General features: G+C 69.9%; 21 protein-coding genes and 1 pseudogene. 8 read left to right on the top strand and 14 right to left on the bottom strand.

The genetic code is table 11. From position 1 onward, the window contains the following. The 6 genes from Q0L11_RS18975 to Q0L11_RS18950 all read right to left on the bottom strand — a co-directional run. Positions 1-148, bottom strand: a 148-nt coding sequence (locus Q0L11_RS18975) for a DUF72 domain-containing protein (RefSeq protein WP_296599315.1), incomplete at its 3' end; no start/stop codon positions are given. A gap of 63 nt (positions 149-211) precedes the next feature. Beyond that, positions 212-1,363, bottom strand: a complete 1,152-nt coding sequence (ribB, locus tag Q0L11_RS18970) for a 3,4-dihydroxy-2-butanone-4-phosphate synthase (protein ID WP_296599311.1) — start codon at positions 1,361-1,363, stop codon at positions 212-214. Next, positions 1,360-1,935 (bottom strand): NADPH-dependent FMN reductase, encoded by a 576-nt coding sequence (locus tag Q0L11_RS18965; RefSeq protein ID WP_296599310.1) that lies wholly within the window; start codon positions 1,933-1,935, stop codon positions 1,360-1,362. The genes ribB and Q0L11_RS18965 overlap by 4 nt, the downstream gene beginning before the upstream one ends. Before the next feature lie 61 nt (positions 1,936-1,996). Further along, on the bottom strand, positions 1,997-3,724 hold the full coding sequence (locus Q0L11_RS18960; protein WP_296599314.1) for a class I adenylate-forming enzyme family protein: 1,728 nt from the start codon (positions 3,722-3,724) through the stop codon (positions 1,997-1,999). Positions 3,725-3,827: 103 nt separating this feature from the next. After that, positions 3,828-5,153, bottom strand: a complete 1,326-nt coding sequence (locus Q0L11_RS18955; protein WP_296599308.1) for an acyl-CoA dehydrogenase family protein — start codon at positions 5,151-5,153, stop codon at positions 3,828-3,830. A gap of 307 nt (positions 5,154-5,460) precedes the next feature. Further along, on the bottom strand, positions 5,461-6,228 hold the full coding sequence (locus tag Q0L11_RS18950; RefSeq protein ID WP_296599307.1) for a crotonase/enoyl-CoA hydratase family protein: 768 nt from the start codon (positions 6,226-6,228) through the stop codon (positions 5,461-5,463). 91 nt (positions 6,229-6,319) lie between these two features. Here Q0L11_RS18950 and Q0L11_RS18945 point away from each other — a divergent pair, with 91 nt between their 5' ends. Beyond that, positions 6,320-7,543 (top strand): serine hydrolase, encoded by a 1,224-nt coding sequence (locus Q0L11_RS18945; RefSeq protein ID WP_296599306.1) that lies wholly within the window; start codon positions 6,320-6,322, stop codon positions 7,541-7,543. 124 nt (positions 7,544-7,667) lie between these two features. Here the strand turns inward: Q0L11_RS18945 and Q0L11_RS18940 are convergent, their stop codons facing one another. Next, positions 7,668-9,140, bottom strand: coding sequence for an MATE family efflux transporter (locus tag Q0L11_RS18940; protein ID WP_296599305.1), 1,473 nt, complete (start codon positions 9,138-9,140; stop codon positions 7,668-7,670). Positions 9,141-9,314: 174 nt separating this feature from the next. On the opposite strand from Q0L11_RS18940, the gene rfbD reads away from it, so the two are divergent. Next, positions 9,315-10,202 carry a dTDP-4-dehydrorhamnose reductase gene (gene rfbD, locus Q0L11_RS18935; RefSeq protein ID WP_296599304.1) on the top strand — a complete coding sequence of 296 codons (888 nt, stop codon included), beginning with the start codon at positions 9,315-9,317 and terminating at the stop codon, positions 10,200-10,202. Between the two features lie 5 nt (positions 10,203-10,207). On the opposite strand, the gene Q0L11_RS18930 is transcribed toward rfbD, so the two are convergent. From Q0L11_RS18930 to Q0L11_RS18920, 3 genes are read right to left on the bottom strand one after another with little or no spacing between them, the layout of a single operon-like run. Beyond that, the gene (locus Q0L11_RS18930; RefSeq protein ID WP_296599303.1) at positions 10,208-10,336 is read right to left on the bottom strand and encodes a hypothetical protein; all 129 of its coding nucleotides are present in this window, start codon (positions 10,334-10,336) and stop codon (positions 10,208-10,210) included. 51 nt (positions 10,337-10,387) lie between these two features. Next, a complete protein-coding gene (locus tag Q0L11_RS18925; RefSeq protein ID WP_296599302.1) occupies positions 10,388-10,837 on the bottom strand; it encodes a hypothetical protein in 450 nt (149 codons plus the stop codon). Beyond that, positions 10,834-12,246 (bottom strand): amino acid permease, encoded by a 1,413-nt coding sequence (locus Q0L11_RS18920; RefSeq protein ID WP_296599300.1) that lies wholly within the window; start codon positions 12,244-12,246, stop codon positions 10,834-10,836. Before Q0L11_RS18920 ends, Q0L11_RS18925 begins: the two co-directional genes overlap by 4 nt. A 289-nt stretch (positions 12,247-12,535) precedes the next feature. On the opposite strand from Q0L11_RS18920, the gene Q0L11_RS18915 reads away from it, so the two are divergent. Next, entirely contained in the window at positions 12,536-14,632 is a 2,097-nt protein-coding gene (locus tag Q0L11_RS18915) for a redoxin family protein (RefSeq protein ID WP_296599299.1), read from the top strand. 55 nt (positions 14,633-14,687) lie between these two features. Then, on the top strand, positions 14,688-15,677 hold the full coding sequence (locus tag Q0L11_RS18910; protein WP_296599298.1) for a D-2-hydroxyacid dehydrogenase: 990 nt from the start codon (positions 14,688-14,690) through the stop codon (positions 15,675-15,677). A 51-nt stretch (positions 15,678-15,728) separates the two neighbouring features. Here the strand turns inward: Q0L11_RS18910 and Q0L11_RS18905 are convergent, their stop codons facing one another. Beyond that, positions 15,729-16,367 (bottom strand): TetR/AcrR family transcriptional regulator, encoded by a 639-nt coding sequence (locus Q0L11_RS18905; protein ID WP_296599297.1) that lies wholly within the window; start codon positions 16,365-16,367, stop codon positions 15,729-15,731. A gap of 209 nt (positions 16,368-16,576) precedes the next feature. On the opposite strand from Q0L11_RS18905, the pseudogene Q0L11_RS18900 reads away from it, so the two are divergent. The 3 genes and pseudogenes from Q0L11_RS18900 to Q0L11_RS18890 form a co-directional block, all read left to right on the top strand. Next, positions 16,577-16,759: pseudogene (locus Q0L11_RS18900) on the top strand (TetR/AcrR family transcriptional regulator); the annotation flags it as partial. Positions 16,760-16,888: 129 nt separating this feature from the next. After that, positions 16,889-17,986, top strand: coding sequence for a glycosyltransferase family 1 protein (locus Q0L11_RS18895; RefSeq protein ID WP_296599313.1), 1,098 nt, complete (start codon positions 16,889-16,891; stop codon positions 17,984-17,986). Between the two features lie 120 nt (positions 17,987-18,106). Then, the gene (locus Q0L11_RS18890; RefSeq protein WP_296599295.1) at positions 18,107-18,556 is read left to right on the top strand and encodes an NUDIX hydrolase; all 450 of its coding nucleotides are present in this window, start codon (positions 18,107-18,109) and stop codon (positions 18,554-18,556) included. 140 nt (positions 18,557-18,696) lie between these two features. On the opposite strand, the gene Q0L11_RS18885 is transcribed toward Q0L11_RS18890, so the two are convergent. Continuing rightward, positions 18,697-19,050 (bottom strand): phage holin family protein, encoded by a 354-nt coding sequence (locus Q0L11_RS18885; protein ID WP_296599293.1) that lies wholly within the window; start codon positions 19,048-19,050, stop codon positions 18,697-18,699. Positions 19,051-19,228: 178 nt separating this feature from the next. Between Q0L11_RS18885 and Q0L11_RS18880 the strand changes: the two genes are divergently transcribed. Continuing rightward, positions 19,229-20,965 (top strand): ATP-binding protein, encoded by a 1,737-nt coding sequence (locus Q0L11_RS18880; RefSeq protein ID WP_296599292.1) that lies wholly within the window; start codon positions 19,229-19,231, stop codon positions 20,963-20,965. Between the two features lie 9 nt (positions 20,966-20,974). On the opposite strand, the gene Q0L11_RS18875 is transcribed toward Q0L11_RS18880, so the two are convergent. Both Q0L11_RS18875 and Q0L11_RS18870 read right to left on the bottom strand, forming a co-directional pair. After that, entirely contained in the window at positions 20,975-21,811 is an 837-nt protein-coding gene (locus Q0L11_RS18875; protein WP_296599290.1) for a TIGR00282 family metallophosphoesterase, read from the bottom strand. A 9-nt stretch (positions 21,812-21,820) separates the two neighbouring features. Continuing rightward, on the bottom strand, positions 21,821-22,251 hold a 431-nt coding region (locus Q0L11_RS18870; RefSeq protein ID WP_296599289.1), incomplete at its 5' end, for a 5-formyltetrahydrofolate cyclo-ligase.

Below are 22,251 nucleotides of genomic sequence, written 5' to 3'. Positions count from 1 at the left end.
GGCGGTAGAAGCTGGCGTTGATCTCGGCCGTGTCGAACCGGGTGGCGTAGTATTCGAGCCGCGCCCGCTCCTTCACCTCGGGCGGATAGAACGGCCCGCTCCAGTCCTTGTAGGCCCAGCCCGAACAGCCGATGCGCAGAGACGACATGCCGCCTCGAATGCCGCGCGCGGGACCCCGTTCCGCTCCCTAACGTGTGTAGGTCGCGCCCGATCAGCCCAGCGGCTGGCGGCCCACGATGCGCAGGCCGTACCCGGCCGACCCCGGCAGCACCGTCTGCGACGAGGTCAGCAGGGTCATGTCGCGTACGCCGAGGTCCAGCAGGATCTGCGCGCCGATGCCGTAGTCGCGCAGCACGTTGTCGGAGTGGTCCGCCTGGGGCTGGCCATACCGTTCGCTGAGCCAGTGCGGATTGGAATCGCGGATGAACACCGCCACGCCCGCGCCGTCGTAGGCGGCCAGGGCCTCCAGCGCCTTGGGCACGTATTCGCGCCGCGTCTCGACCGCGCCCAGCATGTCGGTGGCCAGGTCCACCCGGTGCATGCGCACCAGGGTCGGCTTGTCGGGCTCGATCCGGCCCTTGGTCAGGACCACGTGCTCGGTCTGGTCGATTGAGTTGCGGTAGATCACCATGCGGAAGCGGCCGCCGAAGGCGCTGTCGAACGGCGTCTCCAGCACCCGCTCCACCTGCCGCTCGGTGCGGCGGCGATAAGCGATGAGGTCGGCGATGGTGCCGATCTTCAGGCCATGAAGTTGGGCGAACGCGACCAGGTCCGGAAGCCGGGCCATCGAGCCGTCGTCCTTCATGATCTCGCAGATCACGCCGGCGGGGTTGAGGCCCGCCATCCGGCTGATGTCGACCGCCGCCTCGGTATGGCCGGCGCGGACCAGGACCCCGCCGTCCTTGGCGACCAGGGGGAAGACGTGGCCGGGCGAGACGATGTCGTCCATGCCCTTGGTCGGGTCGACCGCCACGGCGATGGTGTGGGCGCGGTCGTGCGCCGAGATGCCGGTGGTGACGCCCTCGCGCGCCTCGATGGACACGGTGAAGGCCGTGCCGTGGCCCGACTGGTTGTCGGTGGCCATCGGCGGCAGGCGAAGCTGGCGGGCGCGTTCGGACGTGATCGACAGGCAGATCAGGCCGCGCGCGTGCTTGGCCATGAAGTTGATCTGGTCCGGCGTGGCGAACTGGGCCGGGATGATGACGTCGCCCTCGTTCTCGCGGTCCTCGGCGTCGACCAGGATGTAGGGTCGCCCGTTGCGGGCGTCCTCGATGATGTCCTCGATGGGGCTGATCGCGCTCGAGACGTTGTCGGCGTCGGCGGTCGAGCCGGCCGCGGGGTGGACGAGGTGGGGGCGTTTCATCGGGTCGCGGCCTTCATCTGGGCGAACTCCACCACCTGTTCGGCGACGGTGGAAAGCTGCCAGGCGTCCTTCGGGTCCTTGCAGGCTCCGGCCTCGTCGAAGAGGCCTGCGCCGGCGTTGAGGGCCGCGCCGAACGGCGTCGGCCAGCCCCTGAGGGCATGTATGATCGCCCGCAGCGCCATCAAGGTGGTGCCCGCCGCCTGCCAGCCGTCGGCGGTGATGATCGTGCCCACCGGCTTGTGCGACAGGTAGGGCTGGGCGTCGGACCGGGTCAGCTCCAGCGTGTCGAGGGCGTTCTTGATCACCCCCGAGATCGAGCCGTGGTAGCCGGGGCTCGCCACGATCACCCCGTCGGCGGCGCGAACGGCGTCGGCCAGTTCCTGCTGCGCGCCGCTGGTCTCGGCCGGGCGCGGGTCGAAGATCGGCAGGCCGCCCAGGAAGGCGCCGCCCAGCAGGCGTGTCTCGGCCCCCAGCTCCTCGGCGCGCTTCAGGGCGCAGATCAGCGCGCGCTCGCTGGACGAGCCCTCGCGGATGGTCCCGCCGATGCCGACGATGAGGGGACGTTTGGTCATGGCTAGACCTCTAGGCCGCCCGCCCCCGGAACGCCAGTTCCCGTGAGGGCAGCCGGCGCCGTCAGGCCGCCGCGGTCTCTTCCGCGAACACCTTCTTGAGCTCGCTCTTCATGATCTTGCCGTTGGCGTTGCGCGGCAGGGTCTCGGGCCAGAAGGCGACCTTCACCGGGACCTTGAACGCGGCGAGCCGCTCGCGGACGAACTGGCGCAGCTCGGCCTCGTCGGCCGTGCCGCCGGGGCGCAGATGCACCACCGCGCCGGGCTCCTCGCCCAGCGTCTTGTGTGGGATGCCGACGATGGCCGCGTCCATCACGTCCGGGTGGTCGTAAAGGACGTTCTCGACCTCGACGCAGTAGATGTTCTCGCCGCCGCGGATCAGCATGTCCTTGGCCCGGTCGATGATGAAGAGGAAGCCCTCCTCGTCGATCCGCGCCAGGTCGCCGGTGCGCAGCCAGCCGTCCTGGAAGGTCTCTGCCGTGGCCTCGGGCTTGTTCCAGTACAGCTTCACCACCTGCGGGCCCTTCACCCACAGCTCGCCCACGGACCCGGTGGGCAGGATCGTCTTGCCGTCGGCCGGATCGCGGACGTGCATCTCGCCCACCGGCGCGGCCGGCCCGGCGCTGTCGGGGCGGTTCAGGTAGTCGCGGCCCAGGTGGCTGGTGAAGGTGGCCGTGGTCTCGGTCATGCCCCAGCCGTTGCCGGGCTGGCTGCCGGGGAACACCTCGGCGATCTTGCGGACCAGCTCGGGCGCCGACGGCGCGCCGCCATAGGCCACGGACAGCAGCGACGACAGGTCGTACTTCGACCGCGCCGGATGCTCGATGAGCTGCCAGGCGATGGTGGGGACGCCGCCCGTGGAGCTGACCTTCTCGTCCTGGATGAGCTTCATTGCCGGCTCGGCGTCCCAGCGGCGCATCAGCACCAGCTTGCCGCCCGAGTTCATCGTCGGTCCCATGGTCGAGGACAGGCCCGTGGCGTGGAACATCGGCACCACCAGCAGGCCCACGCGCTGCGGGACCTTGGTGGCGTCCAGCTCGGGCAGCGGCTCGCCCGCCCGCAGGAAGTTCCGCGCCGCCGAGATGCCGCCGGCGGCCACGTTCGAGGTCATGTTGCGGTGGGTGCCCAGCGCGCCCTTGGGCCGGCCGGTCGTGCCCGAGGTGTAGAGGATGGTGGCGTCGTCCTCGGGCTCCAGCGGCACGTCCGGCAGAGCCAGCTCCGGCAGGCCGCCCCAGGAATTCACCGGCCCGATCACGTCCTCCAGCCGCTCGGTGCGGGGCGGCAGGGTCTGGGCGGCGTGGCGCGTGACGTAGACCTTCTCCAGGTCCGGCAGCTTCCCGAGGAACTCCTCGATCCGGTCCAGGCGCTCGTCGTCCACGAACGCAACCTTCGTCCCGGAGTCGGCCAGGCCGTATTCCAGCTCCGGGCCTGTCCACCAGGCGTTCAGCGGCGTGACGATCGCCCCCACGAGCTGCCCCGCCCAGAAGGCCACGGGCCATTCGGGCAGGTTGCGCATGATCACGGCGACCCGGTCGCCCTTCCTCACGCCGTCGGCCATCAGGCGGTGCGCGAGGGTGATCGTGGCGCGGCCGAAGCTGTCGTAGGTGGCGCGGTCGTTCTCGTAGACCAGGAACTCGCGGTCCTTGAACCGCTGGCCGTTCAGGAACACGTCGCGCAGGGTCGGCGGGGCGTTCTTCCACGTCTTCGTGGGCACGCCCCGGATCACCTTCTCCTCGATCTCGAACGGCGAGCCCGGCCCGGTCAGCTTCGCGTGGGCCTCGGCGATGGACATCACGGGCCAGGGCTTCTCGGTCACGGCAGCTTCCTCAACGCTTCACATCCCCGACGGGTCTTCGCCCGTCCGGTCCGACAACTCTGCGCTCCCCTTACGGAAATCAAGCGCCCTCGGTCTCCCGGCGCGCGGCGTAGGCGTCGCGAATTTCCTTCAGCTCCTTGCCGAACCGCTTCCTGGCGTCCTCCTGGAGCTTGGGGATGTGGTAGCTGGGGAAGAGGTCGTTGTCGGGCTGGTAGTCCTTCAGGATCTGCTTCGCGAGCGTCACCTTGTGCACCTCGGTCGGGCCATCGGCGATGCCCATGACCAGGGCCGAGGTCACCATCCGCATGAACGGCATCTCGTTCGACACGCCCAGCGCCCCGTGCAGGTGCGCCGCCTTGGCCGCCACGTCGTGGTAGACCTTGGGCATGGCCACCTTGATGGCGGCGATGTCCTTGCGGACCTTCTGGTAGTCCTTGTGCTTGTCGATCAGCCAGGCGGTGCGCAGCACCAGCAGGCGGAAGCTCTCGACGGCGATCCAGCTCTCGGCGATCTGGTCCTGCACCATCTGCAGGTCGGCCAGCCGACCGTCCCGCGTGGTCCGCGACACGGCGCGCTGGCACATCAGGTCCAGGGCGTGGCGGCAGGCGCCGACCGTGCGCATGGCGTGGTGGACCCGCCCGCCGCCCAGGCGAACCTGGGCGATCACGAAGGCCGCCCCCCGGTCGCCCAGCAGGGCGTCGTACGGCAGGCGCACGTCGGTGTAGCGGACATAGGCCTCGTTGCCGCCGCCGATGTCGCCGCCAGCGCCCACGGCCACGTTGCGGACGATCTCGACCCCGGGCGTGTCGGTGGGCACCAGGAAGATCGATGTGCGCCGGTACGGGTCCTTCGCGTCGGGGTCGGTGATCGCGTACAGCACCAGCACCTTGGCGTAGCGGGCGTTGGTCGAGAACCACTTCTCGCCGTTGATCACCCACTCGTTCCCGTCCAGCACCGCGCGGGTGGTGAAGGTGAGCGGGTCCGAGCCGCCGGTGGGCTCGCTCATGGAGAAGGCCGAGCGGATCTCGCCGTTCAGCAGCGGCCAGAGGTACTGTTCCTTCTGCTTGTCGGTGCCGTAGTGGGCGATGATCTCGGCGTTGCCGCTGTCGGGCGCCTGGCACCCGAACACGCTGGGGGCCAGGCTGTTGCGGCCCAGCTTCTCGTTCATCAGCGCCAGCTTGAGCTGACCGAACCCCTGGCCGCCCAGCTCGGGGCCCAGGTGGCAGGCCCACAGGCCCTCGGCCTTCACCTTCTCCTGCAGCGGCTTGATGAACTTCTCGCGGCCCATCGACGAATAGACCGCCATGCCGAGGTGCGAGAGCGGCTCGACCTCCTCGCGCATGAAGTCCTCGATCCAGTCCAGCTTCTTCTGGAACTCGGGATCGGTCTCGAAATCCCACGCCATGCGCGTCTCTCCCAGCGCCTGTTATCCAGCGCATTTTTTCGTAATTGCGGTACGCTAGACCCGCGCCGGGCGAAGATCAAACGCTGGTTCAAACGAACCTCCCCCGTAGTGGTAGCGTACGGGGGAGGGGGACCACAAAGTGGTGGAGGGGGCGTTGGGGCCGTGCGCCAGAACCTGGCCGCCTTGCCGCGTCAGCGCCCCCTCCACCCCCACCGGGCCGCTCGCGACCCGGGGCCTTCTTGCCGCGCCCGCCTGCAAAGCAGGCGGGTGGGTCCCCCTCCCCCGCTTCGCAGGGGCGGTTCGTTTTCTAGAACGCCCCGCCGCGTCCTTCCCCCGCCGCGAAACGGCTCGCCCCTTGAACCGCCGAGCCCGTACTTAGGGTCTCCATGCCCACCTTCACCTCGAACGCCTGCGCCTCGTCCCAGCCGAGCGACCATTGCTTGAGGGCCGAGAGCCGGTCGTTCCTCATGCAGAGCTGCGGGAAGGCGCTGATCTGGCGGGCGAGGTCCAGGGCGGCGGTCAGGGCCTGGCCCTGCGGGACCACGCGGTTGGCCAGGCCCATGTCCAGCGCCTCCTGCGCGTCCACCGGCCGGCCGGTCAGGATCAGGTCCATGGCCCGCGAATGACCGATCAGCCGCGGCAGGCGCACGGTGCCCAGGTCGATCAGCGGCACGCCGAACCGACGGCAAAAGACGCCGAACGTGGAACCCTCGGCCGCCACCCGCAGGTCGGCCCAGCAGGCCACTTCCAGCCCGCCCGCCACCGCCGGCCCCTCGATGGCCGCGATCACCGGCTTGCCCAGCGCCAGGCGCGTGCAGCCCATCGGCCCGAAGTCGCCCGTCTCCTCCACCCGGTTGCCGGCGCGTTCGCTGATCGCCTTCAGGTCGGCGCCGGCGCAGAAGAAGCCGCCGCGCCCGGCCAGCACCGCCACGTCCAGCCCCTCGTCGGCGTCGAAGGCCTTGAAGGCGTCGTACAGCTCCCGCGCCGTCGGCCCGTCCACGGCGTTGCGCCGCTCCGGTCGCTCAATGGTGACGATCCCGATCCGCCCGTCGCGCTCGAAGCTCACATTCGCCATGGCCGGCTCCTTTTCGAAGACCCGCCATCGTCGCGCTTGCGACCGCGCGGAAGGCAAGGGCAAATGCCGCGCGCCAAAGGAAGGGAACAGCATGAGCAAGGCCAGGTCGCTGGGATTCAGCCCGGAGCGTCTGCAGCGGATCGACCGCTTCCTGCAGGACAAGTACGTGGGCGCGGGGCGCCTGCCGCACGCCCAGTTCCTGCTCGCCCGTGGCGGCCAGGTGGTCCACCAGGCGGTGATCGGCATGCAGGACCCCGAGCGCTCGGTGCCGCTCGCCGAGGACAGCGTCTACCGCATCTATTCCATGACCAAGCCGGTGACCTCGGTGGCGCTGATGAGCCTGGTCGAGGAAGGCCTGATCGCCCTCGACGATCCCGTGGCTCGCCACATCCCGGAGTGGAAGGACCTGGGCGTATTCGCGGCCGGCGTCGGCCCCTACCTCACCACGCCGCCCGAACGGCCGATGCAGGTCGTGGACCTGCTGCGCCACACGTCCGGCCTGACCTACGGCTTCCAGAACCGCACCAACGTCGACGCCGCCTACCGCAAGCTCAAGCTCGAGGCGATGCATGGCGAGCACGACCTGGAAGCCATGATCCAGATGATGGCGAAGCTGCCGCTGGAGTTCTCGCCGGGCGAGGCCTGGAACTACTCGGTGGCCACCGATGTCTGCGGCTACTTGGTGCAGAAGGTCGCCGGCAAGCCGCTCGACCAGGTGTTCCAGGAGCGCATCTTCGAGCCGCTGAAGATGACCGAGACGGGCTTCCACGTCCGGGACGACCAGCAGGGCCGCTTCGCCGCCTGCTACGACGCGGCGCCCGGCGGCAAGATGAAGCTGCAGGACGACCCGCAGACGAGCCCCTACCTCGCCCCGCCGAAGCTGCTATCGGGGGGCGGCGGGCTGGTCAGCACGGCGGCCGACTACATGCGCTTCGCCAACATGCTGCTGAACCGCGGCGAGCTCGACGGCGCGCGCATCCTGGCGCCCAAGACCGTCGACCTGATGGCGACCAACCACCTACCGGGCGGCGCCGACCTGACCGAGATGTCGCGCTCGCTGTTCTCGGAAAGCACCAACGCCGGCGTCGGCTTCGGCCTGGGCTTCGCGGTGGTCTTCGATCCGCCGCAGACCCTGATCCCCTGCAGCCTGGGTGAGTTCTACTGGGGCGGCGCGGCGTCGACGGCCTTCTGGGTGGACCCGCTGGAGGACATCACCGCCGTCTTCATGACCCAGCTCCTGCCCTCGTCGACCTACCCCATCCGCCGCGAACTGCGGACGCTGGTCTACTCGGCGCTGATGGAGACGAACGGCTAGGGCGCTCGCTGTTGCCCCCCATCTGGGGAGCTGTCAGCGAAGCTGACTGAGGGGGTCCTCAACCGCCGTGGATGACCCCCTCCACCGCCTCGCGGTCCCCTCCCCACCGGGGGGAACTGAGGGACTACGTCGCCGCCTTCTCCCGCTCGCCGGCCCGCTCGGCCGCTTCGGCCATGACCTCGGCCTCCTCGATCATGGGCTGACCGAAGCCGGTGTCGGGCTCGTCGGTGACGGGGGGCGTGGTCGGCAGCATCCGCGACGTCCGCCAGCCGCCCCACATGTAATAGCCCCAGGCCAGCACCAGGGTCGCGAAGCTGCCGACCGGGAAGCTGATCCAGATGGCCTCGGCGCCCAGGTGCGGCTCCAGCAGGTTCGCCATCGGCACGCGGATGCCCCACAGCGAGATGATCATCGCCAGCAATGGCGGCCAGACCGCGCCGGTCGCGCGCACCACGCCCGAGAAGATGAAGGCCATGCCGAAGGCGATGAAGCCCCACAGCACGATCGAATTGATGTGCACGGCGATGGGCAGCGACGGGCTGGTCGCCGGTAGGAACGCGCGCAGCACCCACGGGTCGGCCAGGTAGATCAGAACCACGGGGACGGCGGTGAACAGGAAGGCGTAGAGCACCCCCGAGCGCGCGGTCCGCTCCACTCGGTCCATCTTCCCCGCGCCGACGTTCTGCGCCGACATGGACGAGACCGCCGCGCCCAGCGCCATGGCGGGCATCTGCACATAGGTCCAGAGCTGCGCCGCCGCGCCGTAGGCGGCCGAGGTGTGGACCCCGTGCTTGTTGACCAGGCTCATCATCGTCACGGCCGCCAGGCTGGTGACGATCATCTGGAAGCCCATAGGCAGGCCCTTGGTCACCAGCGAGCGGATGATGCCGAAGTCCGGGATCAGCAGGCGCAGCTCGTGCGGCCGCAGCACAAGCATCGAGTTCTTGCGGTAGAGGTGCACGATCATCGCCAGGAGCGTGACCGTCTGGGCGATCAGGGTGGAGGTCGCCGAGCCGGCGATCCCCATCTTGGGGAACGGACCGAAGCCGGTGATCAGCAGCGGGTTCAGGACGACGTCCAGGCCCACCATCACCAGCGAGAAGTGGAACGGCGTGCGGCTGTCGCCCGTGCCGCGCTGGGCCATCATCACGTAGGTGAAGAAGTACATGAACGGCATCGCCGAGAAGATCACCCGCAGGTAGGCGATGGCGTCCCGCTTGGCCTCGGCCGGTGTGCCCATCCAGGTGAGGATGTGCGGGGTGAGCCAGGCGCCCACCGCCCCCACGGTCAGCGACACGACGATGAAGAAGGCGGTCGAGGTGCCGATCACCTTCTTGGCCATTGCCTCGTTCCGTCCGCCGATGGCCTGGCCGATCATGATGTTCGAGGCCATGGTCAGGCCGAAGCTGGCGCCCAGCATCAGGAACATGATCTGGTTGGCGTTCGAGGTGGCGGTCAGCGCCGCCTCGCCCAGGACGTGGCTGACCCAGATGGCGTTGGCCGAGCCGTTCAGCGACTGCAGGATGTTGGTCGCCAGCACGGGCAGGGCGAACAGGATCAGCGTCTTCCCGATGGGGCCGCTGGTCAGGTCCGGCATCTTCCGGCCCGGCGGACCGCCCGGTCCCCGCGCCGCTGTCGCTCCGCCGGCCACGCCCCACCCCCTCAACGCATCGTCACATACTGCTTCTACGAGCGGCGCAGGGTGCGGTTCAAGCGTTGGCGGCAGTCATAGTGTCGCTTGAGGGGCCGCCAATTCGGGGTAAGGAGAAGCATGACCGTCCAGATCCTGCAGTTCGGAACCACCGGCCAGCTCGCCACCGAGCTGCTGCGCCAGGCGCCCCGTCACGATGTCGCGATCACGGCGCTGTCCCGCGCGGACGCCGACCTTTCCGACCCCGCCGCCTGCGCCCGCAAGGTCATGGAGGCGCGGCCGGACGTGGTGGTGATCGCCGCCGCCTACACCGCGGTCGACCTGGCCGAGAGCGAGCAGGACCTGGCCCGGGCCGTGAACGCCGGCTCGCCGGGCGCGATCGCCGCGGCGGCCGGCGCGGTCGGCGCGGCGGTGGTCAACGTCTCGACCGACTATGTGTTCGACGGCGCCGGCGCCGCGCCCTACGCCGAGGACGCGGCCCCCCATCCGCTCAACACCTACGGCCGCACCAAGCTGGAGGGTGAGACCGCGGTCGCCGCCGCGAACCGGCGCTCGCTCAGCATCCGCACGTCCTGGGTGGTCTCGCCGCACGGCAAGAACTTCGTGAAGACGATGCTGCGCGTGGCCGCCGCCGGAAATCCGCTGAAGGTCGTGGACGACCAGTCGGGCCGCCCGACCTCGGCGGCCGACCTCGCCGGCTTTATTCTGGACCTCGCCCCTCGCCTGGCCCAGGCGTCGGCCGGCGACGACCTGTTCGGCGTGGTCCACTTCGCCAACGCCGGCGAGGTCACCTGGCGCGACTTCGCCATCGAGATCTTCCGCCAGGCCCTGGGCGACCAGGCGCCCGAGGTGGGGGGACAGAAGACGGCCGATTACAAGACCCCGGCTCAGCGCCCCCTGCGCGCCACCATGGACCTGGGCCGCCTGGAGCGGGTCTACGGCGTCCGGCCGCGCCCCTGGCAGGACGCGCTCGCCGACGTGGTGGCGGAGCTCAAGACTGCGGGCTAAGCGGCTCAGCGCCCCGCGGCGTGGAGCTCGACGGCGGCCATCGCGGCCACAGGCTTTCGGGGACCCTCCACGGCGACGATCGCCAGCAGCGCCAGCGTCAGGGCCAGGAGCGCGATTTGGCGCGCGCGATACATGCATCGTGCGTGCCAAAAGATGCGCGTCCGATCAAGCCGCCGGACGGCCCGTTAGTCGAGGCTCACGCCCGCTCGCCGCAGATTGCGATAAAGTCGGCGCAGGTTTGCCAGGTTTGCGAGCACGAATTCGCGATGGCGCGGCGTGGTCAGCGCGGCGGTGGGGACGATCACCCCGCCCCGGACGCGCGCGCACTGGCCCGCGGCGATCATCTTCTCCACGTGCCGGCGGGTGGTCTCGTACGGCAGGCCCAGGCCGTTCGCGATCGCCAGGATGCTGATCGGTCGGCGGTTTTCGTCCTGCGGCGGCTCGTCCAGCTCGCGAAAGCCGCCCTCCTGCTCCAGGTGCGCCACGTTCGCCTGGACGATGGCCAGGGAGATCAGGGCCGGCAGCAGCTCGCCGTCCGCCAGTTCGCCCAGCATCTGGAGCGAACGCAGCATGTAGTCGGAGCCGAGGCGAACCGCGACGCGGGCCCCGGCCGCGCTCGAGTCAGGCTCGCTCACGTGCCCGCCAGACGGCTCTTGGCGCGGCCGTAGAGCAGGTAGACGATCAGCCCGACGCCGTTCCACACGAAGAACATGACCTGGGTGATGCCTGCGAGGCTGGAGAAGAGATAGAGGCAGCCCAGAACGGCCAGGGGCCCGACGAGCCACCAGATCGGCGTCTTGAACGACCGGGGCAGGTCCGGCCGCTGGCGCCGCAGGATCATCATCGCGATCGCCGTGGCGATGAAGGCCGCCAGGGTGCCCGCATTGGCGACCTCGGCGATGAACTTCAGCGGCAGGAAGCCGGCCATGGCCGCGGCGCAGACGCCGGTCAGGACGGTGACCGCGGCGGGCACGCCGCGCCGGTTCACCGCCGACAGGCCGGTCGGCAGCAGGCCGTCGCGCGACATGGCGAAGAACACCCGGCTCTGGCCGAACATGAAGGCCATGATCACCGTGGGCAGCGCGATCACCGCGGCGGCGCCGATCAGGACCGCCACCATCTCGTGGCCCTGTTCGCGCAGGATGAACGCCAGCGGCTCGCCGCTCTTGGAGAACACGTTGAACGGCGAGGCGCCGAGGGCCGCCGCCGCGACGAGCATGTAGATGGCCGCGCAGGCCAGCATCGAGCCTACGATCCCGATCGTCAGGTCCCGCGCCGGGTTCTTCGCCTCTTCCGCCGCGGTCGAGATCGCGTCGAAGCCGTAGAAGGCGAAGAAGATCACCGCCGCGGCGGCCATCACCCCGATCTTCGTCCCGTCCGGCGCTTCGACCGCGCTGAAGCCGAAGGGCATGAATGGCGTGAAGTGCGACGCGTCGAAGGCCGGCAGCGTCAGGGCGACGAAGGCCGCCAGGGCGATCACCTTGAACACCACCAGGAAGAGGTTGACCGTCGCGCTCTCGCGGGTGCCCACCAGCAGCAGGCCGGTGACCGCCAGGGTGATGACCACGGCCGGCAGGTTGATGATCCCCGCGGGCTCGCCCCAGGGTCCGGCGGCCAGCATCTGCGGCAGGCCCATGTCCCGGGCGACGAGGAAGCCCTGGGCGTAGCCAGACCAGCCGACCGCCACGGTCGAGCAGACGACGGTGTACTCCAGGATCAGGCTCCAGCCGATGATCCAGCCGACCAGCTCGCCCATGCCCGCATAAGAGTAGGTGTAGGCCGACCCCGCCTGGGGCATCAGGGTGGCCATCTCCGCGTAGCAGAGCGCCGCGAAGACGCAGACCATGCCGGCGATGCCGAACGACAGGATGACGGCGGGACCAGCCTGGCCCGCGCCCACCCCGATCAGGGTGTAGATGCCGGTGCCGATGATCGCGCCGACACCCATGGCCATCAGGTGCGGCCAGCCCAGCGTCTTGCGCAGGTGGCTGACTTCCGTGGCCTGCGCGAGCTCGAGCGGCTTTCGGCGGGTGATGAAGCTCATGGCGTCCCCTCGTTTTGAAGGATCATTTGCCCTGAGCCGGCCGCCGCTGCCAAGCCTTGCCCTCGGCCCCGGCGGCAAGGGGGTCGGAAACGCCCCTGGCGCCTCGGTTCCGCGGGCGACCCGTTCCCTGCGGCGGGCGACCCTCCGCCTGCGCCGGAACCCATCTGAACATTGATTAGAAATAATGATGCAACGCCGGTCTGCTTCGCTATGATTTGACGTAACGCAATACTGGGGACGGACCCGGACGGAGCGCCAAGCCCCGCCGCGGCCCACGGGAGGAGATTCCATGACCAAGGCGCGTCTTTCCGCGTTCGTGACCACGGCCGCCGCCAGCGGCCTGCTGTTCGGCTGCGCGGCCGACGGCGGCCAGGCGCCCAACGCCCTCTCGGCGGCCACGCCCACCGCGGCGTCCGAGGCGGCCGAGCTGCACACGCCGGCGACCATCGACAACTTCATGCTCGCCGACACCGACTACATGGGTCACGAGCTCTATCGCACCGACGCCAAGGTGATCGTCATCGTCACCCAGGCCAACGGCTGCCCGATCGTGCGCAACCTCGCCCCGTCGCTGAAGGCGCTGAAGGCGAAGTACGAGGGCCAGGGCGTCCAGTTCCTGATGCTGAACTCCGCCGTCCAGGACAGCCGCGACGCGATCGTGGCCGAGAACAAGGACTATGGGTTCGACATCCCGATCCTGATGGACACCAACCAGCTCGTCGGCGAGCAGCTTGGCGTGACCCGCACCGGCGAGTTCTTCGTGGTCGATCCCAAGACCTGGAAGATCGTCTACCGCGGCCCGCTGGACGACCGTCAGACCTACGGCTCGCAGAAGGCCGAGGCCACCCACACCTACGCCGCCGACGCCATCGACGCGGCGCTGGCCGGCCGCCAGGTGATGGCCACCAACCTGCAGAGCCCCGGCTGCCTGATCGACTTCCCGAACCGCAAGGTCGCGACGATCTCCTACGTCAAGCAGGTCGCACCGATCCTCGAGGCCAAGTGCGCCGGCTGCCACACCGAGGGCGGCATCGGCCCCTTCGCCATGTCCAGCTACGAGATGGTCAAGGGCTTCTCGCCGATGATCCGCGAGGTGATCCGCACCGACCGGATGCCGCCTTGGAACGTCGACCCGCACGTCGGCAAGTTCGCGGACGACAAGAGCCTGACCCCGGCCGAGATCAAGACCGTCGTCCACTGGATCGAGCAGGGTGCGCCCCGCGACGGGACCGCCGATCCGCTCGCGGCGGCCGCCAAGAAGCGCGTCGTCCAGGAATGGCCGCTGGGCAAGCCGGACCTCGTGCTCGAACTGCCGACCTACAAGATCCCGGCCTCGGGCGTGGTCGACTACCAGCGCCCGATCGTCGTGAACCCGCTGACCGAGGGCAAGTGGGTCAAGGCCTCGACCTACGTGGTCAACCAGCGCCAGGCGGTGCACCACTTCCTGTCGGGCTACCTCAAGGAGGTGCCGGCCGACGGCAAGGGCAACGAGAGCCGCTGGGGCGCCTCCATGGGCGGCTACGCGGTCGGCGCGGAAAGCACCCTGTGGCCGAAGAACGTGGGCACCTACCTGCCGCCCGGCGGCGCCATCGGCTTCCAGGCCCACTACACCCCGTTCGGCAAGGAGGTGACCGACGCCTCCAAGATCGGCCTGTACTTCTACAAGGACAACGAGAAGCCCGGACTGGTGATGCGCAACTCGGTGGTGGTCGACAACACCATCAAGATCCCGGCCGGCGAGGCGCGCCACAAGGAGACCGCCTACCTCGACGTGCCGAAGGAGATGCTCCTCTACTCGGCGTTCCCGCACGCCCACTACCGCGGCTACGCCTCGGACCTGTGGCTGCGCACGCCGGACGGCAAGGAGACCCTGATCCTGGCCATGCCGCGCTACGACTTCAACTGGCAGCGCGAGTACACCTTCGCCCAGCCGCTGAAGGTGCCGGCCGGCTCGAAGCTGATCGCCCACTACTGGTACGACAACTCCAAGCAGAACCCGGCGAACCCGGACCCCACCAAGACCATCGTCTGGGGTGACCAGTCCTTCGAGGAGATGTTCTACACGGCCATCCGCTACCGCTGGACCGAAGAGACCTCGGCCAAGCTGACCGAGAACGACCGGCTGATGGACGAGACCCGCCTGCTCGGCATGTTCGACGACAACGTCGACGGCAAGATCGAGAAGGCCGAGTTCAAGGGTGAGCTGGGCGACAAGCTGGCCCCCTACTTCGCCCAGATGGACCAGAACAAGTCCGGCGCCATCGAGAACAGCGAGCTGATGGCCGCGCTGAAGGTCATGGGCGGCGGCCGCCGCCGCGATCAGGCCCAGCAGGCCCCGGCCGCGGCTCCGGCGCCCACCGCGCCGGCCAAGTCCGGCGGCCGCTGACGGGTAGCGCACCCGGTCTCTCCCCGGCTATGACCACCTGGCCAGGGAGAGACCGATGCGCCTTCTGATCCACGAGACGTCCTACCGCCGCGTGCAGGCGGCCATCGCGGCTCACGGCCCTGCCGTCGAGCCGCTTCTCGTCTCGGACGCCGGCGAGATCACCCTGCACGGCTCGCCCGTGAGCGTCGAAGACGCGCGGCCCGAGGCGGCCTGGGTCAACGCCGAGGTGTTCTTCGGCGGCGCCATGCGCGCCTTCGCCACCGCCGTCCTGAAGTCGCCCGACCTGAAGTGGGTGCAGAGCGGCGCGGCGGGCTTCGACAACGCCATCTTCGGCCAGTTCGTCCAGAAGGGCGCCGCGCTCACCACCAGCCACGGCCAGGCGGTCGGCATCGCCGACTACGTCCTGTGGGGCGTGCTCGACGTCTACCAGGGCGGGCCCGCCCGCCGCGCCGACCAGGCTGCGCACGACTGGAAGCGCCGGCCCTACCGTGAGCTGGACGGCTCGCGCTGGGTCGTCCTGGGCTTCGGCGCCATTGGCCAGGGCGTCGCCGTCCGCGCCAGGGCCTTCGGCGCCCACGTCACCGGCGTGCGCCGCAGCGGCGGCTCCGACCCGGCGGCCGACGCCATGGTCACCCCCGACCGCTTCCTGGACGCTATCGCCCAGGCCGACGTGGTCGCCCTCTGCGCGCCCGCCACGCCCGAGACGCACCACATCATGAACGCCGAGGCGTTCGGCCGGATGAAGCCGGGCTCGGTGCTGGTCAACGTCGGCCGCGGCGCCCTGGTGGACGAGCCGGCCCTGCTGGCGGCCCTGGCCGCGGGCGCCCCCGCCCATGCCGTCCTCGACGTCTTCGAAGCCGAGCCCCAGCCCGCGGATAGCCCGTTCTGGGATCACCCGCAGGTGACGCTCACGCCCCACGCCGCCGGCATGAGCACCGGCAACGCGCCCCGCAACGACGCCATCTTCGTCGAGAACCTCAGCCGCTACCTGGCCGGAAAGCCGCTGGAGAACCTGGCGGACCCCAAGGACGTGCTGGGCGGTTGAGAAGGCGTACCTCCCCCGTCCGCTGCCGCTCTACGGGGGGGGGGGGCGCAGTCAGTCGGTCCAGAGGTCCTGCTGGTCGCCCTTGCGGTTCAGCATGCGCACGGCGCGCTTGATGACCGTCAGCAGCCGCTCGCGCCGCGCCGCCTCGTCGTAGGTCATCGAGCCCTTGGCCATGCCTTCCAGCAGGAAGCGGCCCAGGTCGCGGCTGGTCTGGAACCGCGGATCGGCGCCGGCCTGCATCAGCGCCCCGATCCGGTCGCCGCCGAGCTGGGCGTGGTCGAAGGCGCTGCGGGCCGCGGCCAGCCGCTCGTTCAGCATCGGGTCGGTCCGCGCTGCGGCCTCCAGTTCGGCGAAGGCGATGAACGGCGTCTCGTGCAGCAGCGACCAGTAGACGTCGATCGCGTGCTCCGAGGCGTCAACCCCCGGCGCCGGCGGCGTCGAGGCCGCCTGCTCGAACAGGCGCGCGCGGTGCAGCTCGATATGGGCGACCGCCGCCTCCACCAGCTCCTCGCGGGTGGCGAAGTGATAGAGCATCGCCCCGCGCGTCAGCATGGCGGCGTCGGCGATCACGGCGTTCGTCGCCGCGTGATAGCCCATCTCGGCGAACAGCCGCATGGCGGCGTCGAGAATCCGCGCGCGGGTGCGCTGCGACTTCGGGGTCGCCCGTGCCGGATATGTCGGAGCGTCCATCGAACCCAATTCGCGGCGACCTGGCGGGCCTGCTTCCTGCAAATCCCCTAGCCATATGGGAGCCGCTCATGCCAGAGCCTACAACCGCGCAGGGAGCCCGCGCCGCACAATGTTCGCCGATTGGGCGCCGGGCGGCCGACATTGCCGTTTTGTCGGGTAACGGCGGCATGCGTTGACTTCCGACTCGAACCCATGACAGTTCGACTGCCATGAAAACCCCCCTGCCGAACCTTCGGGACCGCCAGCGTGAGGAAACCCGCGAGCAGATCCTGCGCGCCGTGGGCGACCAGCTCGAAACCAAGTCGCTGGAAGACCTGAGCTTCGCCGAGATCGCCCGCGACGCCGGCGTGGGCGAGCGGACGGTCTATCGCCACTTCCCCACCAAGGAGGCCCTGCTGGGCGCCTTCTGGGCCTGGCTGCAGAGCGAGGCGTTCCGCCAGCAGCCCGACCGGCCCAAGCCGGTGCGCACCGACCGGCGCATCCGCGAGGCGATCACTGCCCCCCGCGACGCCCAGCGGCCCATGCGGATCCTCATCGCCACCGACGCCTGGGAGCCGCAGGTGAACGGCGTGGTCCGCACCCTGACCCGCGTGGTCCAGGAGCTGCAGGCCATCGGCCACGTGGTCGAGGTGATTCACCCCGGCCAGTTCAAGACCTTCCCCCTGCCAACCTACGCCGAGATCAAGGTGGCCATCGGCGTCTACGAGCCGGTGCAGGAGCTGTTCAAGGCGTTCGAGCCCGAGGCGATCCACATCGCTACCGAAGGGCCCATCGGCCTGGCCGCGCGGCGCATCTGCGTGGAATGGAAGCTGCCTTTCACCACGAGCTACCACACCCGCTTCCCGGAATACGTCTCGGCGCGCCTGCCTTTGCCCCTGGCCGCCGGCTACGCCTACATGAAGTGGTTCCACAAGCCGTCGGGCCGGCTGATGGTGGCCACGCCCACCATGCGCGAGGAGCTCTCGAACCACGGCTTCCGCAACATCTCGGCCTGGTCGCGCGGCGTCGACACCGAGGTCTTCCGGCCGCGCGCCGAGAACGAGCCCGACATCTTCGCCGACCTGCCCAAGCCGGTGTTCCTCTACGTGGGCCGGGTGGCCGTCGAGAAGAACATCGAGGCCTTCCTGGCCCTGGACCTGCCCGGCACGAAGGTGGTGGTGGGGCCCGGCCCCCAGCTCGACGAACTGCGCGAGAAATACCCCAAGGTGGTGTTCAAGGGCTCCCGCTCGGGCAAGGAGCTGGCCGACCACTACGCTTGCGCCGACGTCTTCGTTTTCCCGTCCCTGACCGACACGTTCGGCCTGGTGATCCTGGAGGCCATGGCGGCCGGCACGCCGGTGGCGGCCTATCCGGCCCCCGGCCCCATCGACCTGATCCCCGGCTCGGGCGCGGGCGTGCTGGCGCTGACGGCCACCGAGGGCCTGCGCGAAGCCTGCCTCCAGTGCCTCGACCTCGACCGGAAGAGGGTGCGGGCGTTCGCGGAGAAGTTCTCCTGGCGCGCCTGCGCCGAGGATTTCGTCAAGAACCTCCAGCCCTATCCCGAGCCCGAGAAGACGCGGTTCTGGCGGCGGCTGCGCCGGCTGGCGCGGGTGCGGCGCCGGCGCCCGGAGGCGGCCTGACACGACAGTCGCATGACACTTTTGTGACAATGGTTATTGGCGCGGCCCGCGAGCGCGCGTAAACCCCGCGGCTCCGAAGGCCCGCCAGGCGGCCGTTCGCGGGGGAGTTTCACACCGCCGATGGGCAAGAAGCGCGACAGGCTGCGTCCGGAACCCGACCGGGAACCCCGTACCCAGTATGCCGCCCTGCCCTGGCGCAAGCGGGACGACGGCGCGGTGGAGGTCCTGCTGATCACCTCGCGCGAGACGAAGCGGTGGGTGATCCCCAAGGGCTGGCCCATGAAGGACAAGCTGCCCGAGGACGCCGCCGCCCAGGAGGCCTACGAGGAGGCCGGCATCGTCGGGAAGCCCGGCCACAAGAGCGTGGGCGTCTACCACTACGACAAGCGCCTGCGCTCGGGCCGCCTGCAGCACGTGCGCGTGATGGTGTTCCCGCTGGAAGTGCGCGAGGCGCGCGACATCTGGCCCGAGATGACCGAGCGCGACCGCCTGTGGTCCTCGCCGGCCGAAGCCGCCAGCCTGGTCGCCGAACCCGAACTCCGCACCCTCCTGGCGACGTTCCAGGGCTGAGCGGCTTCGCCGCGTCACCCACGTCCTCTCCCCTCTCTTCCCCCGGCTCAAGGCCGGGTCGGGGGGAGAGGAGGCGCCGCTTGGGTCTTGCGCCTATCTTCGAGTTCAGGCGGTTGGGCGCCGCCTTTCGCCGCCCCCACCTAGACCCGGTCGTCGCGGATCGCCATGCCGCCGATCCAGCTCGCGACGCCGGTGACGATGGCCGCCAGGACGCCGGGTATCAGGCCGTTCACGCTGAAGCCGCCCAGCAGCATGGCCACCAGCCCGATCATCGCCGCGTTCACCACCAGCAGGAACAGGCCCAGCGTCACGATCGTCAGCGGCAAGGTGAGGATCACCACCACCGGTCGGACCAGGGCGTTCACCACGCCCAGCAGCACCGCCGCCACGACCAGCGTGCCGGTGTCGGAGATCCGGACCCCCGGCACGATCTTCGAGGCGACCCATAGGCCCAGGGCAGCGAACACGGCGCGGACGAGGAACTTGGCGAGCATCTGATCTCCCTTCGCGGCCGTAAACTGGACCTTGGCCTTGGGCGCGTCACCCAAAATGAGGAATTGGCGTAACGAGCTTCGCTGAAACAAGGGTCCGTTCATGTTTCGCGGGCAGAGTGGTGCGACAGGCTGCCACACCGGGGGGCGTCGTGGCCTGCAATTGGGGATCGTGCGGTTGATGGCCAAGGCCTGGAGCCTGCTGGATGAGCGTTTGGACGCCGTGGCCTCGGCCGCGCGCCAGGTGTTCGCCGTCCGCATGTTCGCCGGCTGCGTCGCCGCGACGCTCACCGCCTACCTTTATGGGCCGGTCTGGGGCGGCGGCTGGCTGGCGGCCTTCGCGGTCGCCGAGTCCTGCACCCGCTGGTTCACCCGTCCGATCGGCCGCGGGCAGCCGCTGAGCCGCCGGCAGCGACTGGCCTACCTGTGCTCGATGTTCGCCACCAGCTCGGTCTGGGCGTCGCTGGCAGTGCTCTACTGGGCCGAGGCCCAGGAGCCGTTCCGCCTGGCCGCTATGGCGATCCTGGCGGGTATGATGATCCATGCCCAGGGCTTCTCCTTCCGCTCGCCCGCGGCCCTGGCCGCCCTCGGCCTCACCCCGGCGGCGCTTTGGTTCGTTCTCCCCGTCGGCTTCGGCGGCTACAGCGGCCCGCCGCTGCTGGCCCTCACGGTCGGCCTGATGATGCTGCTGGGCTACGTGGCCGCCAGCGCCCGCGCAAACATGCGCACCTCAAAGGCGCTCGCCGAGGCGCAGCACACCGCCGAGGCCGCCAACGAGGCCAAGTCCGCCTTCCTGGCCATGATGAGCCACGAGCTGCGCACGCCGATGAACGGCGTGCTCGGCATGGCCCGCGCCCTGCAACGCACCCAGCTCGACCCGCGCCAGCAGAGCTACGTCGACACCATCCTGCGCTCGGGCGACGGCCTGATGGCCATCCTCAACGACGTGCTCGACATCTCGAAGATCGAGGCCGGGCGGATGGATCTGGACATCGCCGCCTTCGACCTGAAGGCCCTCGGCGACCAGGCCGTCGAGCTGTGGTCCGAGATCGCCGCGTCCAAGGGTTTGACGCTCGCCTGCGTGGCCGAGCCGGGCCTGCCGCCCCTGCTGCTCGGCGACGAGATGCGGGTGCGCCAGATCGTGCTGAACCTGATCTCCAACGCCCTGAAGTTCACCGAGACGGGATCGGTCACCCTGACCCTGCGCGCCGACCCGGCCGCCGATGGCGACGGCGGCGTCGAGATCGTGGTCGCCGACACTGGCATCGGCATGAGCTTCGAGCAGCAGCAGGGCCTGTTCCGCCCCTACATGCAGGCCGAGAAGTCCACCGCCCGCAAGTTCGGCGGCACCGGCCTTGGCCTCGCCATCTGCCGCAAGCTGACCTCGATGATGGGGGGCGAAATCCACGTCGAGAGCGCCCCCGGCGAGGGCTCGATCTTCCGCGTCTGGCTGCCCCTCCCCGAGGGCGAGCCGGCGGCCCCCGAGGCGGGCGAGCCCGATGACCTGCCCTCGCTGCGCTTGCTCGTCGCCGACGACAATCCGATCAACCAGGCCGTGGCCCGCGCCATCCTGGAAGCGGCCGGGGCCAATGTGGAGACGGTCTCCGACGGCGCCCAGGCCCTGGAGCGCCTGCGGCTCGAGGCCTTCGACGTCATCCTGATGGACGTCCACATGCCGAACATGGACGGCATCGAGTCCGTGCGCCGCATCCGCGACGGCCAGGTCGGGCGCGCCGACACGCCGGTGGTGGCGCTCACCGCCGACGCCATGCCGGGCGAGGAAGACCGGCTCAAGGCCCTCGGCTTCGATGCCCTGCAGCACAAGCCGGTGCAGCCCGCCGCGCTGATCACCGCCATCGCCGAGGTCCTGACGGCCCGCGCCGCGACGCCTGCCGCCCGGTCCGACGCCGCGGCCTGATCCGCGGGCTCAGCCCGCCACGGCGTCCACGCTGGGGACTTGCTGGGTCAGGCGTCCGCCGATCCGGATGGGTTCGATCCGCCGCGCCAGGCCCGTCTTGGGGTCGGTCTCCACGAACACGCCGCACACCGTCGCCGGGCCCTCCGCGGGCTTGAACCGGCCGCCCGAGATGCGGGTGGTGAAGCGGCGCAGCGGCTCTTCCTTCTGGTTGCCGATCACGCTGTCGTAGTCGGCGCAGGCGCCGGCGTCCGTCTGGTAGGCGGTGCCGCCGGGCAGGATCTGGCCGTCGGCGGTCGGCACGTGCGTGTGGGTGCCCACCACCAGGCTCGCGCGCCCGTCGCAGAAGTGGCCCATCGCCATCTTCTCGGACGTCGCCTCCGCGTGGATGTCGACCACAGCCGCGTCGGCCACCAGGCCCAGCGGCGCGGACTCCAGCGCCTTGTCCACGGCGGCGAAGGGATCGTCCAGGGCGTCCATGTGCACCCGGCCCAGGACGTTCACCACCAGGATGCGCTTGCCCTCCTGCGTCTCGAACAGGTTGGCGCCGCGTCCGGGCGCATCCGAGAAGGCGGAATAGTTCGCCGGCCGGATCAGGCGCGGCTCGCGCACGATATAGGTCAGCGCCTCCTTCTGGTCCCAGGAATGGTTGCCCAGGGTCAGGCAGTCGGCGCCGGCGTCGAACAGCTCGCGCGCGGTGCTCTCGGTGATGCCGAAGCCGGCGGCGGCGTTCTCGGCGTTGATGATGACGAATTCGAGCTGGAGCCGGCGGCGCAGGGCCGGAAGGTGTTCGGCCAGACCATCACGGCCCGAGCGACCCACCACGTCTCCGAAAAAGGCAAACCTCATCAGCGGTCCTTAGCCGAATTCCTGGTAGCCCGTCTCGGTCAGGATGGCGTCCAGGGGCTGATCGTGCGGCTCCATGGGGATTTCGGGCAATTCCTGGCCGGCGTAGGCCAGGCCGATCACGAACACCGGCTTCATCCGCCGCAGCGCCGCCAGGGTGCGGTCGTAGTGTCCGCCGCCCTGACCCAGCCGGCCCCCCTTGCGATCGAAGGCCAGCAGCGGCGCGAAGACCACGTCCGGCAGCACCGGCTCGGCGTCCAGCGGCGGCGCCGGGATGCCCAGGGCGTCCGGGACCAGCGCCTCGCCCGGGGCGTGGCGGCGGAACACCAGGGCCCCGTCGCGCGCCTGGGCGACCGGCAGGCCGACGCCGCCCGCCGGCAGCCGCGCCCACAGCGGCGAAGGATCGAGTTCGGAACCCGCCGGATGATACAGCGCGAAGCTCT

It is taken from the genome of Phenylobacterium sp., from assembly GCF_024508875.1.
GTDB lineage: Bacteria > Pseudomonadota > Alphaproteobacteria > Caulobacterales > Caulobacteraceae > Phenylobacterium.
The sequence above is the reverse complement of the archived record's forward strand: the minus strand, read 5'-3'. Positions and strand labels throughout refer to the sequence as shown.

Coding starts and splice junctions, on each gene's coding strand:
- ribB (WP_296599311.1), bottom strand. CDS start 1,363: ATGAAACGCCCCCACCTCGTCCACCCCGCGGCCGGCTCGACCGCCGAC.
- Q0L11_RS18890 (WP_296599295.1), top strand. CDS start 18,107: ATGGGCAAGAAGCGCGACAGGCTGCGTCCGGAACCCGACCGGGAACCC.
- Q0L11_RS18955 (WP_296599308.1), bottom strand. CDS start 5,153: ATGGCGTGGGATTTCGAGACCGATCCCGAGTTCCAGAAGAAGCTGGAC.
- Q0L11_RS18920 (WP_296599300.1), bottom strand. CDS start 12,246: ATGAGCTTCATCACCCGCCGAAAGCCGCTCGAGCTCGCGCAGGCCACG.
- Q0L11_RS18880 (WP_296599292.1), top strand. CDS start 19,229: ATGGCCAAGGCCTGGAGCCTGCTGGATGAGCGTTTGGACGCCGTGGCC.
- Q0L11_RS18940 (WP_296599305.1), bottom strand. CDS start 9,140: ATGCCGGACCTGACCAGCGGCCCCATCGGGAAGACGCTGATCCTGTTC.
- Q0L11_RS18945 (WP_296599306.1), top strand. CDS start 6,320: ATGAGCAAGGCCAGGTCGCTGGGATTCAGCCCGGAGCGTCTGCAGCGG.
- Q0L11_RS18915 (WP_296599299.1), top strand. CDS start 12,536: ATGACCAAGGCGCGTCTTTCCGCGTTCGTGACCACGGCCGCCGCCAGC.
- Q0L11_RS18950 (WP_296599307.1), bottom strand. CDS start 6,228: ATGGCGAATGTGAGCTTCGAGCGCGACGGGCGGATCGGGATCGTCACC.
- Q0L11_RS18875 (WP_296599290.1), bottom strand. CDS start 21,811: ATGAGGTTTGCCTTTTTCGGAGACGTGGTGGGTCGCTCGGGCCGTGAT.
- rfbD (WP_296599304.1), top strand. CDS start 9,315: ATGACCGTCCAGATCCTGCAGTTCGGAACCACCGGCCAGCTCGCCACC.
- Q0L11_RS18905 (WP_296599297.1), bottom strand. CDS start 16,367: ATGGACGCTCCGACATATCCGGCACGGGCGACCCCGAAGTCGCAGCGC.
- Q0L11_RS18895 (WP_296599313.1), top strand. CDS start 16,889: ATGCGGATCCTCATCGCCACCGACGCCTGGGAGCCGCAGGTGAACGGC.
- Q0L11_RS18965 (WP_296599310.1), bottom strand. CDS start 1,935: ATGACCAAACGTCCCCTCATCGTCGGCATCGGCGGGACCATCCGCGAG.
- Q0L11_RS18885 (WP_296599293.1), bottom strand. CDS start 19,050: ATGCTCGCCAAGTTCCTCGTCCGCGCCGTGTTCGCTGCCCTGGGCCTA.
- Q0L11_RS18910 (WP_296599298.1), top strand. CDS start 14,688: ATGCGCCTTCTGATCCACGAGACGTCCTACCGCCGCGTGCAGGCGGCC.
- Q0L11_RS18930 (WP_296599303.1), bottom strand. CDS start 10,336: ATGTATCGCGCGCGCCAAATCGCGCTCCTGGCCCTGACGCTGGCGCTG.
- Q0L11_RS18960 (WP_296599314.1), bottom strand. CDS start 3,724: ATGTCCATCGCCGAGGCCCACGCGAAGCTGACCGGGCCGGGCTCGCCG.